16 protein-coding genes are annotated in these 16,825 nt (G+C 37.2%); 2 read left to right on the forward strand and 14 right to left on the reverse strand.

Annotated elements, in window-relative coordinates; genetic code table 11:
• Positions 1–17: 17 nt before the first annotated feature.
• The 3 genes from grpE to thrC all read right to left on the reverse strand — a co-directional run bounded on the left by grpE (position 18) and on the right by thrC (position 3,670).
• Positions 18–659, reverse strand: a complete 642-nt coding sequence (grpE, locus tag WMO14_RS03560) for a nucleotide exchange factor GrpE (RefSeq protein ID WP_022013298.1) — start codon at positions 657–659, stop codon at positions 18–20.
• Between the two features lie 17 nt (positions 660–676).
• Positions 677–1,777, reverse strand: a complete 1,101-nt coding sequence (hrcA, locus tag WMO14_RS03565) for a heat-inducible transcriptional repressor HrcA (RefSeq protein ID WP_022013297.1) — start codon at positions 1,775–1,777, stop codon at positions 677–679.
• Between the two features lie 405 nt (positions 1,778–2,182).
• Positions 2,183–3,670 carry a threonine synthase gene (gene thrC / locus WMO14_RS03570; RefSeq protein WP_055174122.1) on the reverse strand — a complete coding sequence of 496 codons (1,488 nt, stop codon included), beginning with the start codon at positions 3,668–3,670 and terminating at the stop codon, positions 2,183–2,185.
• Positions 3,671–4,048: 378 nt separating this feature from the next.
• On the opposite strand from thrC, the gene WMO14_RS03575 reads away from it, so the two are divergent.
• Entirely contained in the window at positions 4,049–4,879 is an 831-nt protein-coding gene (locus tag WMO14_RS03575; protein ID WP_349153289.1) for a hypothetical protein, read from the forward strand.
• Positions 4,880–5,754: 875 nt separating this feature from the next.
• On the opposite strand, the gene leuD is transcribed toward WMO14_RS03575, so the two are convergent.
• The 5 genes from leuD to WMO14_RS03600 all read right to left on the reverse strand — a co-directional run bounded on the left by leuD (position 5,755) and on the right by WMO14_RS03600 (position 10,644).
• Positions 5,755–6,240, reverse strand: coding sequence for a 3-isopropylmalate dehydratase small subunit (gene leuD / locus WMO14_RS03580; protein WP_022502660.1), 486 nt, complete (start codon positions 6,238–6,240; stop codon positions 5,755–5,757).
• Between the two features lie 91 nt (positions 6,241–6,331).
• A complete protein-coding gene (gene leuC, locus WMO14_RS03585) occupies positions 6,332–7,597 on the reverse strand; it encodes a 3-isopropylmalate dehydratase large subunit (protein ID WP_022502659.1) in 1,266 nt (421 codons plus the stop codon).
• A 198-nt stretch (positions 7,598–7,795) separates the two neighbouring features.
• Positions 7,796–8,851 (reverse strand): S66 family peptidase, encoded by a 1,056-nt coding sequence (locus tag WMO14_RS03590; protein ID WP_349153290.1) that lies wholly within the window; start codon positions 8,849–8,851, stop codon positions 7,796–7,798.
• Positions 8,852–8,866: 15 nt separating this feature from the next.
• Positions 8,867–9,649: an adaptor protein MecA gene (locus tag WMO14_RS03595; protein ID WP_022502657.1), complete on the reverse strand. Its 783-nt coding sequence runs from the start codon at positions 9,647–9,649 to the stop codon at positions 8,867–8,869.
• A 68-nt stretch (positions 9,650–9,717) separates the two neighbouring features.
• Complete coding sequence (locus WMO14_RS03600; RefSeq protein ID WP_055174117.1) at positions 9,718–10,644, reverse strand: hypothetical protein; 927 nt, start codon at positions 10,642–10,644, stop codon at positions 9,718–9,720.
• A 179-nt stretch (positions 10,645–10,823) separates the two neighbouring features.
• Between WMO14_RS03600 and WMO14_RS03605 the strand changes: the two genes are divergently transcribed.
• Positions 10,824–12,320: a PIG-L family deacetylase gene (locus tag WMO14_RS03605; protein WP_349153291.1), complete on the forward strand. Its 1,497-nt coding sequence runs from the start codon at positions 10,824–10,826 to the stop codon at positions 12,318–12,320.
• 79 nt (positions 12,321–12,399) lie between these two features.
• Here WMO14_RS03605 and ilvC read toward each other — a convergent pair whose 3' ends face one another.
• The 6 genes from ilvC to WMO14_RS03635 form a co-directional block, all read right to left on the reverse strand.
• Positions 12,400–13,425: a ketol-acid reductoisomerase gene (ilvC, locus tag WMO14_RS03610; RefSeq protein ID WP_055174115.1), complete on the reverse strand. Its 1,026-nt coding sequence runs from the start codon at positions 13,423–13,425 to the stop codon at positions 12,400–12,402.
• 31 nt (positions 13,426–13,456) lie between these two features.
• The gene (ilvN, locus tag WMO14_RS03615) at positions 13,457–13,948 is read right to left on the reverse strand and encodes an acetolactate synthase small subunit (RefSeq protein ID WP_022502653.1); all 492 of its coding nucleotides are present in this window, start codon (positions 13,946–13,948) and stop codon (positions 13,457–13,459) included.
• Between the two features lie 43 nt (positions 13,949–13,991).
• Complete coding sequence (locus tag WMO14_RS03620) at positions 13,992–14,636, reverse strand: ATP-binding cassette domain-containing protein (RefSeq protein WP_349153292.1); 645 nt, start codon at positions 14,634–14,636, stop codon at positions 13,992–13,994.
• A gap of 21 nt (positions 14,637–14,657) precedes the next feature.
• Complete coding sequence (locus WMO14_RS03625; RefSeq protein WP_022502651.1) at positions 14,658–15,419, reverse strand: ABC transporter permease; 762 nt, start codon at positions 15,417–15,419, stop codon at positions 14,658–14,660.
• Complete coding sequence (locus WMO14_RS03630) at positions 15,406–16,293, reverse strand: hemolysin family protein (RefSeq protein WP_022502650.1); 888 nt, start codon at positions 16,291–16,293, stop codon at positions 15,406–15,408. Before WMO14_RS03630 ends, WMO14_RS03625 begins: the two co-directional genes overlap by 14 nt.
• Before the next feature lie 86 nt (positions 16,294–16,379).
• Positions 16,380–16,736 carry a type II toxin-antitoxin system PemK/MazF family toxin gene (locus WMO14_RS03635; protein ID WP_022502649.1) on the reverse strand — a complete coding sequence of 119 codons (357 nt, stop codon included), beginning with the start codon at positions 16,734–16,736 and terminating at the stop codon, positions 16,380–16,382.
• Positions 16,737–16,825 lie beyond the last annotated feature (89 nt).

The raw sequence follows: 16,825 nt of genomic DNA on the forward strand, positions 1-16,825 counted from the left end.
CTAAATATTCTGATGTATTAGTTAGCAACCTTTACCATACTGTGGCGGATAACCACATCTCTATATGTGTAACCCTTCTCGAACTCTTCAACGATAATATTCTCGCCCTGAGAGTCATCTTCCACATGCATAACTGCATTATGAAATTCAGGATTAAACTCTGAACCAACTGCCTCGATTGGCTTAACCTGTAAGTCTTCAAGCATCTTAATTGTCTGCTTGTAAACCATATCCATACCTTTGGCAAATGGTGTTTGTAACTCTTCCTCTGTCACTGACTTAAAGCCGCGTTCAAAATTATCTACTATCGGAAGAAGTTTCTTTACTACATCCGAAGCTCCCATCTCGAACATTGCTGACTTTTCTTTGTCAGTACGCTTTCTGTAGTTGTCAAACTCAGCCATCTGACGCTTCAAACGATCTTGTAAATCCTCAATCACAGCGTCCTTCTGGTCCTTTTTATTATTTATATCAACTGTTTCCTCCGCTCCTTGCGCATCACTTGCGTTGTCAGATTTCTCTGCCTTCACATCTGCGTCAGACGAGCCCTGAGCTTCTACAGTATCAGCGTCTTTATCTGTATCTGATGTAACATCTGTATCATTAATATTAACATCTGCTTCATCAACATTATTAATGTTATTATCTTTCTTAGACACCTTATCTCCTCACCTTTCTATGATTTCTTGAATACATCATCCAACTGCGTCCTCATATTCTTCAAGGTTTCCACAACCTTTTCATAATCCATACGCTTTGGACCAATAATACCAATTGTACCCTTCATTCCATCCTGTAATTCATATGTTGCTGTTACAACGCTACAGTCTTTCATAGATTCAATCGGTGTTTCATTTCCTATATATACCTGAATACCATTGTTGGAACTACTATCCTGTTCATCAACACTATTGTCATCATCAACAACAAGATCTGACAGGCTCTGCTTTTCCTCCAAGGCATATATAAGCTCACTGGCTTTGGTTGAATCACTAAGTTCTGGATACTTGAATATGTTGGTTGCACCGCTTGTATATATCTTTAAATCATCTGCGCTGCTTATTGTATCAACAATCGCATCAAGAACTTCTTTGACAAGATTAATATGTTCTCCTGCCTGATTTTCCATCTTTGAAACAATGCTCAAATTCATCTGTTCAAGAGTAAGCCCTGTAAGTGTTGTATTAATAAGAATGTTAAGCTTTAACAAATTCTCCTGTGACAAATCCTCGCTTACTGTTATCACCTTATTCCTTATAAGATTGCCTTCCATAACTATTACGGCTAATATCTTATTGGCTTCAAGCTGTGATAACTGAACGAACTTAAGCTTATTGCCTGTTACCTTAGGTGTCGTTACCATAGTTGCATAATTAGTATCTTTGGCAAGAACCTTGGCAACATTCTGAAGAAGCTCTTCTACCTTTTCAACCTTCTCACCTAACATATCCTTCATTGAACTTAATTCCTGTTCTTTAACAGCAACCTCGTTCTCTCTGTTGGTTATGTTCTGTTCTTTCTCAGACATCATATCGTCTACATATAATCTGTAGCCTTTATCTGTAGGAATTCTTCCTGCTGATGTATGTGGCTGAACTATATACCCAAGCTCTTCCAGGTCTGCCATCTCATTCCTTATTGTCGCGGAACTAAGCTTCATGTCTGTGAACTTAGATATCGTTCTTGAACCAACTGGCTCGCCTGTTTCTAAGTAGTTCTTAATGATTGCTTTAAGTATCTTTACTTTACGCTCATCAAGCTGTTCATCAAGCCCCATGACATACCTCCTTTTCTTTGTTGTTAGCACTCAATAATCAGGAGTGCTAATATCAACATAATTAAGGTATCACTTTGCAAGGGTGATGTCAACAATTAATTTAATTTTTTGTATAAATAAATTATAAACTTTATTAAGTGTTTGGAGAAGGGGGTGGGGCTTCGGGCACCAGAAAGCTGATTGGGTATTTCTAAGACTTTCCTTTTGTTGTGGTTATGAGGGACGCAAACGCTCAGACGCAACGTCCTGTTGCGTATTCGCTCCATCGCACATCCGTGTGCGATAATTCTATCAGAATTTCCTATTACATAAAAAACTGCTGTGTAAATCTGGGGCTTTGCCTGATTTACACAGCAGTTTTATTGAGGTTAAAATTATTCTTAATAGAAATTACTTAGGATTAGATTATATTCCTAAGAATTTCTTTACTTCATTGGTCATCTCGCTTACTTCACATACTGTGTTGTGGAGGACTGGAGCTGTTCTGATTTCTTCGATAGCGTTAGGAACTTTTACTTTAGCAAGTTCGCTTAACTTATCTACAAGTTCAAAGTCACCCATTGAAGCATACTTAGGGTCGATTGCTTCCATTACGCTTCTTGTAAACTTGTATGGGCTTGCTGTTGAAGCTATAACTGTCTTAGTTTCGTCCTTAGTGTCTGCCTTGTACTTGTTATAAACTGTAGCAGCTACTGCTGTATGTGTATCTATAACATATCCACAAGTTTCATATAAATCCTTTATAGTAGCAGCATCTTCCGCCTCTGTAGCATAGTTGCCATAGAAATCTGAAAGCTGTGCTTTCATATCAGCAGTAATCTCATACTTACCTGTTTCTTTAAGTGAAGCCATAAGCTCGCTGTTCTTCTCAGCACTGTTGCCTGCTATTCTATAGATAAGTCTTTCAAGGTTGCTTGAGATAAGAATATCCATAGATGGTGATGTTGTAAGAACGAAATCTCTGTTTCTGTCATACTCACCCGTTGTAAAGAAATCGTATAACACCTTATTCTCATTAGAAGCACATATAAGCTTATTAATAGGAAGTCCCATATTCTTAGCATAAAATGCAGCAAGGATATTACCAAAGTTACCTGTAGGAACTACTGCATTAATCTTTTCACCTGCCTTGATTTCTCCGTTAGCAAGAAGTCTTGCATATGCATATACATAGTATACAATCTGTGGAACAAGACGTCCTATATTTATTGAGTTAGCTGATGAGAACTGGAAGCCGGCATTGTTCATAACCTTTTCAAGTTCCTTATCACCAAATATATTCTTAACACCTGTCTGTGCATCATCAAAGTTACCCTTAATTCCAATTACGTGAGTATTAGCACCCTTCTGTGTAACCATCTGCTTTTCCTGAATAGGGCTTACACCGTTCTTAGGATAGAATACAACAATTCTTGTTCCTGGAACATCTGCAAAACCTGCAAGAGCTGCTTTACCTGTATCTCCTGATGTTGCTGTAAGTATTACTATTTCATTTTTAACATCATTCTTCTTAGCTGATGTTGTAAGTAAGTGTGGTAATATAGATAAAGCCATATCCTTAAATGCAATAGTTGCACCATGGAATAATTCTAAGAAATATGCACCCTCTGCCTTAACTAATGGTGCAATCTCTTCAGTATCAAACTTAGAATCATAAGCTTTGTCAATACAGTTCTTTAACTCTTCTTCTGTAAAGTCATCAAGCATAAGCTTCATAACTTCATAAGCAACTTCCTTATAAGACATCTTTGAAAGTTCTTCTAAGCTCTTATCTAATGAAGGAATAGATTCTGGTACGAATAATCCACCATCTGGAGCAAGTCCCTTTAATATAGCCTGTGAGGCTGTTACTCTTACACTATCATCCCTTGTACTTCTGTAAAATAAACTCATCTCTTATTCCACCTTCTTATTTTATTGGGGTGAATCACAGTCAATCTGATGCATAACCGTCTCCCACATACATATGTACCTGCCAGAACAACATCTGGTAAATGGAACAGCTTTATCATCACTAACCGGATTCCTGTTAAAAATGCTTTAAACAGAAACCATTATACAACAGGAATGATACGAAAAACAATAGGTATATTGAATTATTACTAATTTTATCATATAATTTATAGGATTGATAAATATTAGACAATTTCCGGCTGACAGTAATATATACAATATTATTAAGATAGCAATGTATTTATTATAAAATCAAATTAACATATCACTAATATATGATAGCATAATAATCAAGATACGTTAAAGGAGAACCACAACTTGGCTAAAGGTGTTTACAAGACCAATAAAAAAGACGGCTCTGTATATTACAGGGTTTCAATAACATATAAGAATAAACATATAAGTATCGGAAGTTATGATGATGAAAATACAGCCTCACAGGTTTACTGTACTGCTTGCGATATACTTTTTAAGCCTGACATATATTATGTTAATATTGACCTTCATACTTCATCATACGCCGAATGTCATATTGATTTTCCTTATTCTAAGTTCATAAGTCTTATTAATTTCCGCGACAATGGCATATATATTAAGACACCCATATACCTGTGCAACAAGGCATTTTTGTATTTTCTTGAACCCGGGAATACTCTTATATTTTCCATTGATGACCTTTTCTATTATTCGCACCACACAATTATGTGCCGCGGCGGTTATTATTTCGTAAATGATTATGGTATGCAGACAAGCATTTTATCCAGATTTGGAATACGCAGTCATTCCGTTAAAGGAAAAGATTACATTTTCAGGAATAATGACGAACACGATTTCAGATATGAAAATGTGTGTGTAGTCAATAAATATAATGGCGTGAGCCAGATTGTAAAAAACGGACGTATAATGTTTCAGAGCAGAATTCACATTAATGGTGATTTTATAATAGGGACTTATGGGACGGAATATGAGGCAGCTATTGCTTATAATAAGGTAGCTGATATGTTAGAGCCTGTATTTCCGGTAAATTATACAAGGAATTATATTGAGGATATATCGCATATTACTTATGCGGCTGCTTATAATAGTGTGAAGATTTCTAAGAGGGTGATTGAGTATGTTAAGAGGCTGGCGGAAAAAGTGAATTGCTAGGATTGGACATAAAATATACGGAAGATTAGTTCATAATTGACAACGGATAGCTTTTAGTTGACAACGGACACGGGCGGAATAGCCAATATATCAACGTCAGGCACGCTCCCGCTACTCTCAAACGCAGCGGATACTAAGGCGGTAAAGGACACCGCCTAAGTACCGGCGTTTTCAAAGTACCTGACTTTTGATATATTGGCTATTCCGCCCGCTGGGTGTCTACTCATTTAGGTATGCGTTTATTTTTTAATTTACTTAGCCTCACAAGTAATAACCCTCATACCTGAAATTAACATTGCAATTATTTCAACCGCTGTAATTGTATTATATCTGTTATCTTTATTTCTATATTTTCTGTATTATAATTTCATTTTATGACCACCTAATCTACACAATCTATATACTGTAAACTATTATCGCCAGCAATTAACTATCCCCTTCAGCCTAGAATGTCAGAACTCAATCCATACAGAATATATTCTATAATCTATATTCCCACGACTACACCTATACCCGCCCAACATACAATGTGCAACGGGCTCTTGTCACTAAACTATATGCATCTATCTTATGGGCAAATACATATTATAGGACATACAGATTGCTCTTGCCACTAAACAATCTACATCTATCTTCTGCCAGCACACAGAAATACAACGAAATAGCGGCTATATATCGTTAATCAGGTACTTTGAAAACGCCGGTACTTAGGTGCTGTCCTTTAGCACCTTAGTATCCGCTGCGTTTGAGAGTAGCGGGAGCGTGCCTGATGTTGATATATAGCCGCTATTTTGTTGTATTTCGTCCGTCTGCCACAAAGCTCAATAGAATTAGAATTATTGTCCATTAAGCAGCACCGGTGTGTAATGCATTTTTTATTTATTATTGATATAATTCACAAGTCCCTCAGCCTTTATGATTTTCTGCATAAATTCTGGGAATGCCTGTCCCTGGAATGTCTGTCCTGTTGTCTTATCTGTGATAACGCCGCTGTCAAAGTCGATAGCTACATCATCGCCTGCATTGATAGCCTTAGCTGCTTCTGGACACTCTATAATAGGAAGTCCGATGTTAATTGAATTTCTGTAGAATATTCTCGCAAATGTCTCTGCAATAACACAGCTTACACCTGCTGCCTTAATAGCTATAGGTGCGTGCTCTCTTGATGAACCACATCCAAAGTTCTTATTAGCAACAATTATGTCGCCTTTATTAACATTTTTCACAAAATCCTTATCGATATCTTCCATACAGTGAGTAGCAAGCTCTGCTGGGTCTGAAGAATTAAGATATCTTGCAGGAATAATAACGTCTGTATCTACATTATCGCCGAATTTAAAAACTCTTCCTTCTGCTTTCATATACTCCTCATTTCCTGTGTATTCGTACACATTTATAATTCATAATAATTATGTATCTTCTAAATATATTCAGTGTGCTGATTACAATATATTATAAACCAAGGTCAGATGGCTGGCTTATCTTGCCTGTAACTGCACTTGCTGCTGCAACAGCAGGGCTTGCAAGATATATTTCTGAATCAACGTGTCCCATACGTCCAACAAAGTTTCTGTTAGTTGTTGATACACATCTCTCGCCTTCTGCAAGGATACCCATATATCCACCAAGACATGGTCCGCAGGTTGGTGTGCTGACAACTGCTCCTGCTTTAATAAATGTCTGTACAAGACCTTCTTCTATAGCCTGCATATATATTTTCTGTGTAGCTGGGATAACGATTACTCTTAAGCCCTTTGCTACCTTTCTGCCTTCTAATATCTTAGCGGCACATCTTAAATCATCAATACGTCCATTAGTACATGAACCGATAACTACCTGATCAATCTTGATATCATCTATAGAATCAACTGTGTGTGTATTCTCTGGAAGATGTGGGAATGCTACTGTTGACTTAATTGTGCTAAGGTCAATATCAATCACCTGATCGTATTCTGCATCGTCATCTGCTGTATATTCAACAAATGGTCTCTTAGAATGTTCCTTCATATACTCTCTTGCAAGATCATCAACAGGGAATATTCCGTTCTTTCCACCTGCCTCTATAGCCATATTGGCAATAGTAAATCTATCATCCATAGTAAGTGTAGATACTCCCGGACCAGCAAATTCCATAGACTTATAAAGAGCTCCGTCAACACCTATCATTCCGATAATATGAAGAATCACATCTTTACCGCTTACCCAAGGGTTAAGCTTTCCTGTAAGATTGAACTTAATAGCTGATGGTACTTTAAACCAGGCCTTACCTGTTGCCATACCTGCTGCCATATCTGTTGAACCTACACCAGTTGAGAATGCACCAAGTGCACCATATGTACATGTATGTGAATCAGCACCGATAATAACATCGCCAGCTACTGTAAGTCCCTGCTCTGGTAAAAGAGCGTGCTCAATACCCATCTGTCCTACTTCAAAGTAGTTAGTAATATCATGCTTTGCTGCGAATTCTCTTACACATTTGCAGTGCTCTGCTGACTTAATATCCTTATTAGGCACAAAATGATCTGGAACAAGTGCAATCTTATCCTTATCAAATACTGTCTTAACAGTCATCTTATCCATTTCATGAATGGCAACTGGAGATGTAATATCATTACCAAGTACGAGGTCTAAGTCCGCCTCAATTAATTGTCCTGCTTTAACTTCAGAAAGACCTGCGTGAGCCGCAAGAATCTTCTGTGTCATTGTCATTCCCATTATAAATCCTCCTTGTATCCGCGAAGTATATACTTATATATCCAACGCTTAATCTTGTTTATTTTACAGTATATTCCATACATTTGCAAGATATCTGAATTCTATACGTTTTTATGTTTTATAAGCATAAAATTTTTACATATTTCATCATATCTGGTACATTTTACACTTTTCATCATAATATATACATTTTATATATTACTTTAACTCATATAAAAAATGTATATTATCATCTTTAACAGAAACTTCTGCATATGCACCGCTTATTACAGGCATTGCTGGTGGAAGATGCCCCAGATCTGCATCCATAATTACCGGAACATTGTATCTGCCTGCTGTTTTAATAATAGCACTGTACTGGTCAAGTCCCATCATTTCCTGTCCATATACAAGTGGCCTTCCAATTACAAATGCCTTAACATTCTCAAACCAGCCAGCATTGTCCATCTGCCACATAGCCCTTCTTATTGAAAATACATTAAGGTCGCAGCTTTCAAGAAACCATATAATGCCATCATCGCTGTATTTACTATTAAATTCCTTAACTTTGTCGTATTTAGTTCCTAAAAGGTTGACAAGGCAGTCCATACATCCGCCTATAAGCCTGCCTGATGCCTTTATATTATTAAAGCTTTCTGAACTATTATCAAGCTTCTTATCTCCTATATAAGCTGTAAGCACCTTTTTCTCAGTAAGGTTATACGCTGGCGTGGGATTGTCCTCTGTCTTTAAAGACTCCTTTTCCCACATATCATAACCACTTATATTAAGCTTTTCTCCCGTCAGCACGCCGATTGCATCAAGCTGGGAATTATGAAGCTTGTCTACACCAAATGCCGCCGCACAAGGTCCATATACGCTTGCAGTATCAGCTATTGTATTAAGCAGAAATGTAAAATTCGTATTGTCTGAATATCCCATAAACCACTTAGGTTCTGCTTTAACAATCTTATCCCAGTCAACATAACCAAGAATTTCACACATAAGCTCACCTCCGCCGCATGATATTAATGCATCAGACTTGTCAGATGTGTACATATCAGTAAGCTCCTGTCCACAAAGCTCTGGCGTATTGCTTATTCCTATTCCATTTGCCTCATATACATTAGGACCATTAACTATTCCATAGCCTAGATTTTTAAATCTCTCCTGTGCCTTTTTAAAACCTGTAATATAAGGCTCCGTTGCACAGCCAAATGATGGTGCAACGAAGCCTATATTTCCATTACAGGCAAGAAAATGCGGATACCTCATATTCTTCTCCCTTAATTATAAATACTTCTTAACTTTACTAATCGCGTTGGCTTTTATAACCGCCTCACAATTCTCCTTAACCCATATAACTCTCTGCTCTTTCTCTGAGTCAAGGCGTGCATACTCGCTTATAACATTACATATTGAGTTATAGCGTTCCCTGGCACATCTTCCCTTCTCAAGCACAAGATAATACCGGTTGTCCTTCTTATATATTCCATTGGCAACTCCCCATACCTTAGGGCATACCATACACATATCTTCAAAGTCCTCAAAGCTGTCAAGAATATATACGCCATAGCCTACAGTCACAACATCACTGACCTTTGGCTTATTATCTTTCGCTTTCTTAGCTTCTTTTATAAATTTCTCTGCCTCAGGTATATCTTTCATCTGGTCAAATATATCCTTCAACTTATCAAATGCCGCAAACTCCGGAGCTTTAAGATCCTCACCGCCATTCTTTATAACATTACTCTCACTCTTTGACCTGTCACCTAAAGCTTTTGCAGCTCTCTCGCCTGCCTGCTTTAACATATTACCAAAATCTTCCTTTCCTGATGATACAGTAAGAAGGATTGAATGGTCTGGCTGTGGTGCAAGCTGTAATGACATAACGCCGCCACCAAGTTCAACTCCTATATTCTTATGTGCTTCGTCCATAATAACTTCCAACAGATTATGTATCTTTTCTGTGTCATTTCTAAAGAAATCATCAAGTGTTATATTATTATATTCAAGATCCTCTTCGTATAACAGGCATTGAAACTTGTCTTCATTTATCTTCTTAAATTCCATAAATTACCATTCCCATCTAGTCTATATATAATTCAACATTTTAATAATAACATATCTGTCAATATTAATCACGCTAATTTATGCAAAATCTGTCTTACAAGTTTATCCATCATTCTCTCAATATATACATCTTCGCCTTTCACCTCACATCGGAAGCTCTTATCACCCCTGTATATATTGGCTGCAATAACAGCATTTTTACCATTAAATGATACAATCACCTTTGCATCATCTACCATTCCGTAAGACTTAATCCGCCCTATTAATGCACTTTCAATATCTATTATCTTTATAGTCTGCTCATCGCTTGCCTTCCCTATAATACTGCATATTTCCTCATCATCAGCAGTAAGTATTGCAGACACTGCCTCCCCTGTATCCGGTATATATATATTATTCTCCACATAATTATAATCACAGCCTCTTATGTGGTTGAGCCTTAACATTCTTATATTATCGCTTCCTGCAAATACCCCATCACACTCATTTTCCATAAGCATATCAATGCAGTCCTCTATTGTATCTAAAAGCTGGCACCCGGTATTATCATAAATGTATCTGCACCTTTTAAGCTTATCGTAATTGTCCGTATAAAGCTTTACTTTATTATCTGTATCAGCACTTCTTCGTTTCTTCTTAGTTATAAGCACAGCCCTTGTGTCCCGCCTTTTTGTTATTGCACTAAGTGTGACACCTTGTTTTAATATTTCAGACATATCATTAGCAAAAAGTTCATTAAGACCTGTAACTCCCACATCTATATAACCTGCTGATATTGCATCAGATACAGCTACTGACCACGGCACAACATCATTCATATTACATAATACATTTTCAGGCACCCCTGCTATTCCTGATGTATTAAAATGCCTGCCACCGCCTATATCAAACTTAGTAAAGCTCACATCCTTGTGTACCTTTTTAATATGGCTTATGACAAGCTCTGTCTGGGCATTTATTATTTCGTTATTACATATTCCAACTCTCAGCCTCATTTTACTAATATCTTCTTTCCTTATATCCATTTATCTATTAAAAATATCTATTCTAATTAAATGTATCTATTTAAACGTGCCATTTTGCATCTTTTCTTGAAAGTATGTGCATAATATGTTATTTTACCATATGGAAAAAACAATATAAACATTAAATATATACAGATTGGAGATTAATAATGAAACTGCTACTTAAATCTGCTGTCATTGCATTTTCCGCCATCGGAATAGTGTTGTCTTCACACACCATTTCCTATGCGGCAGACAGCAGTACTGCTAATATTGCAAATGCACCGGACATCACATCTGGAAATTCTGCCACAACTGACAATGATACAGCACATAATATAGGCATAACCGTATCCGTTAATAATAATGGCAGTGTATCTGATTACACTAAGAATTTAACAGACGGCTCATATGACACAACTATTAATCTCGTCCCTAATGCCACAGTAAATGTCAAAGCAGATGAGAACATTTATGGGCTTTACATCATATGGAGCAGTGAAGTCACTAATTATACGATTACTTATAACAGCCAGACTGTTAAGTGTGGAGAAAATGGATTTCTTCACGATTATATGGATATCAAAGACGGAAGCCGTGATATTACAATAAATGTACCAGAGGGTATGCAGATATCAGACATATACGCATATTCCAGGGGAAATCTTCCTGACAATGTGCAAAGATGGGAAGCACCTCTGTATGGAATGACAGATATTCTTGTATTCTCAACACACGCTGATGATGAGATATTATTCTTAGGTGGAGTTCTTACTAACTATGGCGGTGAGCAAAATCTTAATGTACAGATTGCCTATATGTGCGATTTCTTTCTCACTGAACCTGTAAGACAGCACGAGGAACTTGATGGTCTGTGGGAATGTGGAATTAAGAATTATCCTGTTAAAGGAACATTTGAGGACTTATACTCCTTAAGCCTTGAAAAAGCCAAATCACAGTATGTATATGATGATATTATCTCATATTCAACAGAATGTATAAGAAAGTTCAAGCCTTTAGTATGTGTATCACAGGATTTCAATGGTGAATATGGACACGGCGGACACCGTATATATGCCGCCGCAATACAGGAAGCATTAGAAGCTTCCAATAACGCTGATATGTATCCTGATTCTGCTTCCAAGTATGGCTTATGGGACGTTCCAAAGGCCTATTATCATCTTTATGGTGATAATACAATAACTCTTGATGTAGATACACCGCTTGATAAGCTTGGCAGCCGCACTTCTGTACAGGTATTACAGGACGCTTTCAAAAAACATGTATCACAGATATCTTATTCATTTAATATGCTTGACAGCGGTTATGCAATAACCTTTAATGGACAATTCGATACACGTTCATTCGGACTTTACAGAACTCTTGTCGGCTTGGATACAACTAATAATATGATGGAAAATGTTACACCTTACAAAGAACAGGCTGCTACCAAGACGGACGAACCTATAGATGTTGAATTCGGCATTGACCAAGAAGATACTGCCGATAATGCCGCAAACACCAAGCCTGATATCAAACAATCAGCAATTACAATAATTGCTATTATTATAATCGGAGTTGTTATTATAGCCCAGGCATATAGAACCAGGAATTTATATAAGAAAAAATATGATGCGAACAAGGACGAATTCGAGAATAAGCAGTAAGCCATCAGAATTCCCTATTACATAAAAATACCCCTCCTTACCAATACAGTAAGGAGGGGTTATATTCTGCTTATAATTATTAGTTGTTGATAAGCTTGTCTGATTCGTTGTTCCAGCTATAAAGCTTTCTTATCTCTGCACCAACCTGCTCTGATGGATGCTCTGATGCAAGCTTTCTCATAGCCTTGAAGTGAACCTGTCCGCCAGCTTCACTCATATCAAGTAAGAATTCCTTAGCAAATGTACCATCCTGGATATCTGAAAGAATCTTCTTCATAGCCTTCTTTGTATCCTCTGTGATGATCTTAGGACCTGTTATGTAATCACCATATTCAGCTGTGTTAGAGATAGAATATCTCATACCTGCAAAGCCTGACTGGTAGATAAGATCTACGATAAGCTTCATCTCATGGATACACTCGAAGTAAGCGTTACGTGGATCATAACCAGCTTCGCAAAGTGTTTCAAAACCAGCCTGCATAAGTGCACATACACCACCACAAAGAACTGCCTGCTCACCAAAGAGGTCTGTTTCTGTCTCTGTTCTGAATGTTGTCTCAAGAAGACCTGCTCTTGCTCCACCAATACCAAGACCATAAGCAAGTGCCATATCAAGAGCCTTACCTGTCTCATCCTGTTCTACAGCTACAAGACAAGGAGTTCCCTTACCAGCCTGATATTCAGAACGTACTGTATGTCCAGGTGCCTTAGGAGCGATCATAGTAACATCAACGCCCTTAGGAGCCTTAATTAAACCGAAGTGAATATTGAAACCGTGAGCAAACATAAGCATATTGCCTGGTTCAAGGTTTGGTTCAATATCTTCCTTATATAATTTAGCCTGCTTCTCATCGTTGATAAGAATCATAATAATATCAGCTTTCTTAGCTGCCTCTGCTGCTGTGAATACTTCAAAGCCCTGCTCTTCAGCTCTCTTCCATGACTTTGATCCTTCATAAAGACCGATAATTACGTGGCATCCTGAATCCTTTAAGTTTAATGCATGTGCATGTCCCTGGCTGCCGTAACCGATGATTGCGATTGTCTTTCCATCAAGTAATGATAAATTACAATCTGACTGATAATAAATCTTAGCCTCTGCCATCTTACAAATACCTCCGAATGTAATAAATAATTTATTTTAAATTTGCAGCACCACGAGCAAGTCCAGTTATTCCAGTTCTTGCGAGTTCTGTAATTTTAAAACCATCAAGTAATGCGATAAATGAATCTATCTTGCTCTGGCTTCCTGTAAGCGAAATAATAAGAGAATTCTTAGCAACATCTACTATATTAGCCCTGTATATATCTGCCATAGTTGTTATCTGCTGTCTTTCCTCTCTTGTACATAATACCTTGATAAGAACAAGTTCCCTGCATACAGATTCATCATGAGGAAGTTCTACGATTTCCTTTACATCAATAAGCTTAGCAAGCTGCTTTTCAATCTGCTCAAGAATATCATCATCACCTGTTACTGTTATTGTCATTCTTGAAAGCTTAGGGTCAAGTGTCTCACCAACTGTAAGACTGTCAATATTATAGCCTCTTCGGCTGAATAAGCCTGCTACACGACTAAGAACACCTGATGAATTGTCTACTAGAATTGAAAATACTGCTCTTCTCATATCTCTTTCCTCCATACTGCCAATATATGACAGTCATCTAAAATCACACATTATTGTAGCAACTGCCAGCTTTATTGTCAACAAAAAGCACATTAGCTCTTAATTTTTTTACATCTTCCTCATCGTGTGTGGATATTATCACAATACGATTATTGATATTATTAATTATATAATTAATAACATTATCTTTGGTAACTTCATCAAGACCTGCAAATGGCTCGTCCATAATAACTATATCCGATTCAGCCATCACTGCCCTTACAATCTCAACACGCCTCTTCATGCCACCGCTTAATTCACTACAAGGCTTATCTAGTGCCTCTTTGTCAAGAAGCTTTAAAAGCTCACTCTTTACAGCAAAAGCCACGTCTTTGGCAGAATTCTTCTTATTCTTCTTTAGCACCATTTTTACATTAATCACTGGTGACAGGTGTTCTATAAGCCTGCAATCCTGAAATACTGCTGAAAGCACTGGCTTAACGCTTTGTCCATTATCATTAACGAATTCCACTATGCCTTTATCCGTCTTTTCAACTCCCATTATAATATTAAGCAGTGTCGTCTTTCCAGCTCCTGATTGTCCCCTGATACAGGTTATCTTAGATGAAGTAAATTCTGCATTAGCATTAGCAAGGACTGTGATGTCATTGTACTTCTTTGATATATCTGATAATTTTAATGTTTTCATATTTTTACCAATTTAATAATTTTATATATGCTGTATGCACTTATATAGCATCTTCGCAAGCCATATTATACATTTTTCTATAACAAGGCTCACCACAATTACAACTATGCTCCACGAGAATAACTCAGCAGATAAAAGATACATTTTGGCATAGTACATCTGCGTACCGATTGTCCCTGTCACAAGCCCTATTATCTCTGCCGATATTCCAGCTTTAAAGCACATTCCGGCTGCCACCTTTAACTGTGCTGTAATATACGGATATACACCTGTAAGATATACATATCTGAATGTGTTAAATGCAGTCATATCATATACTCTGGCAAGTTCTATCTGCTTGTTATCTGTATTATCAATGCCTTCTTTTACGCCTGTCGTAATCATTGGTATTACAACCATTGCACTGATAATAAATGTAACATTTTTAGAACCCCACCACATAAGCACAAGTATTATAAATGCCGCAACCGGAAGGGATTTCATTAACTGTACGGCAATGCCGAGCCACTCCTTTAAAAAATCAAACCGTGCAGACAATATTCCTGCACATATTCCAATCAGACAGCCAGCAAGCATACCCGACATAATATGCATAACACTTAAATACAGTATCCCATAGAACTGCCTTGTAACAAGCATACCCGCCAGTGTCCTTAATACAGTAACAGGACTTGCAAGCAAAAGCTCAAGTCCTGTCATCACACTGGCAATCTGCCATATTATCAGCCACAAAGATACTGCCGCCAGCCTTTTTATAAGCTTATTAATCTTATCCGGCTTCATTACCCTTATCCTTCTTATCAGCTTTACTCACAAGCACCTTCTGAATCATCTTATTGCCAACAGATAATATGCGGAATATATATCCCCCACACTCTGTTTCAAACTCTTCATTCTCATCAGGAATCTTACCAAGCTTATATATAAGATATCCATTGATAGTATCAATATCTTCACAGTCAAACTTAATATCAAGCTTCTCTTCAATATCTTCAAGAGGTGTCTGGCCGTCCATCTCGTAACTTCCATCAGAAAGCTGTCTTATCTGCTCCTCTTCCTCGTCATATTCATCAAAAATATTACCTACTATCTCTTCAAGTATATCTTCCATTGTAATAATTCCTGTTGTCTGTCCATACTCATCAACAACAACAGCAAAATGATTCTTCTTTGACTGCATTTCCTTAAACAATACACTTATGCTTCTTGTCTCTGGAATACAGAATGGGTCAAACATAACCTGATTTTTAACCTGATAAAGCTTCTTATCCTTATCACTGCCTTTAACGTATACCTTCAGAAGATCTCTGATATGTAATATGCCAATTATGTTATCAATATCATCATCATATACAGGATATCTTGAGTAGCTTTCTTCCATCACTATATCAAATGCCTCTTTAACTGTAAGTGAGGCATCAAGTGCTACTATGTTCTTCCTGTGGGTCATAACATCTGATGCCTGCTTCTCGGCAAATTCAAATATATTGCCAATCATCTCAGCTTCATTCTCAGCTATAACTCCCTGTTCATGGCTTTCATTAACCATATCCATAATCTCTTCTGTTACATCTTCGTCGCGTTTTCCTTTAGTAAGCTTCTTAAATAAGCCAGAAAACAATCCTTGGTTCCCATCCGCGGGATGACCATCATTCATAGTTATATCCATTTCCTTTCGTTATTTAGATAATTATATTATTATATAATCATTCCCTATAGAATACCATATATTCTATTATATCGTCAATCTTGTTTCAGGTTCATCTCAAGACTAACCCTCAATGCCTTGTCAACCTGATTAATTATCTCATTATCAAGATGACATACTTTATCTTTGAGTCTTTTCTTGTCTATTGTTCTTAACTGTTCCAGCAATATAACTGAATCTTTTACGATATCGTAATGACACGCATCAATCTCAACGTGCGTTGGCAGCTTAGCTTTATTCATCTTGGATGTTATAGCTGCACATATAACTGTCGGACTATGCCTGTTGCCTGTATCATTCTGAATTATAAGAACAGGTCTTATACCTCCCTGTTCAGAACCTACCACAGGTCTTAAATCTGCATAAAATATATCCCCACGTTTAATTACCACTTATATCACACTCCCAAAGCATTTACTTAATTGTTTATACTCAAAGTATTGCCAAGGTTTCTGACGTGTATTCAATTATTTTGCAGGTT

The organism is Lachnospira rogosae (ex Hitch et al. 2025) (assembly GCF_040096455.1).
In the GTDB taxonomy this organism is placed as follows: domain Bacteria; phylum Bacillota; class Clostridia; order Lachnospirales; family Lachnospiraceae; genus Lachnospira; species Lachnospira rogosae.

Excerpts from the sequence above, each read along its gene's own strand:
- hrcA (WP_022013297.1), bottom strand. The coding sequence starts at position 1,777 with ATGGGGCTTGATGAACAGCTTGATGAGCGTAAAGTAAAGATACTTAAA.
- thrC (WP_055174122.1), bottom strand. The coding sequence starts at position 3,670 with ATGAGTTTATTTTACAGAAGTACAAGGGATGATAGTGTAAGAGTAACA.
- leuD (WP_022502660.1), bottom strand. The coding sequence starts at position 6,240 with ATGAAAGCAGAAGGAAGAGTTTTTAAATTCGGCGATAATGTAGATACA.
- leuC (WP_022502659.1), bottom strand. The coding sequence starts at position 7,597 with ATGGGAATGACAATGACACAGAAGATTCTTGCGGCTCACGCAGGTCTT.
- WMO14_RS03590 (WP_349153290.1), bottom strand. The coding sequence starts at position 8,851 with ATGAGGTATCCGCATTTTCTTGCCTGTAATGGAAATATAGGCTTCGTT.
- WMO14_RS03595 (WP_022502657.1), bottom strand. The coding sequence starts at position 9,649 with ATGGAATTTAAGAAGATAAATGAAGACAAGTTTCAATGCCTGTTATAC.
- WMO14_RS03600 (WP_055174117.1), bottom strand. The coding sequence starts at position 10,644 with ATGAGGCTGAGAGTTGGAATATGTAATAACGAAATAATAAATGCCCAG.
- WMO14_RS03605 (WP_349153291.1), top strand. The coding sequence starts at position 10,824 with ATGAAACTGCTACTTAAATCTGCTGTCATTGCATTTTCCGCCATCGGA.
- ilvC (WP_055174115.1), bottom strand. The coding sequence starts at position 13,425 with ATGGCAGAGGCTAAGATTTATTATCAGTCAGATTGTAATTTATCATTA.
- ilvN (WP_022502653.1), bottom strand. The coding sequence starts at position 13,948 with ATGAGAAGAGCAGTATTTTCAATTCTAGTAGACAATTCATCAGGTGTT.
- WMO14_RS03620 (WP_349153292.1), bottom strand. The coding sequence starts at position 14,636 with ATGAAAACATTAAAATTATCAGATATATCAAAGAAGTACAATGACATC.
- WMO14_RS03625 (WP_022502651.1), bottom strand. The coding sequence starts at position 15,419 with ATGAAGCCGGATAAGATTAATAAGCTTATAAAAAGGCTGGCGGCAGTA.
- WMO14_RS03630 (WP_022502650.1), bottom strand. The coding sequence starts at position 16,293 with ATGAATGATGGTCATCCCGCGGATGGGAACCAAGGATTGTTTTCTGGC.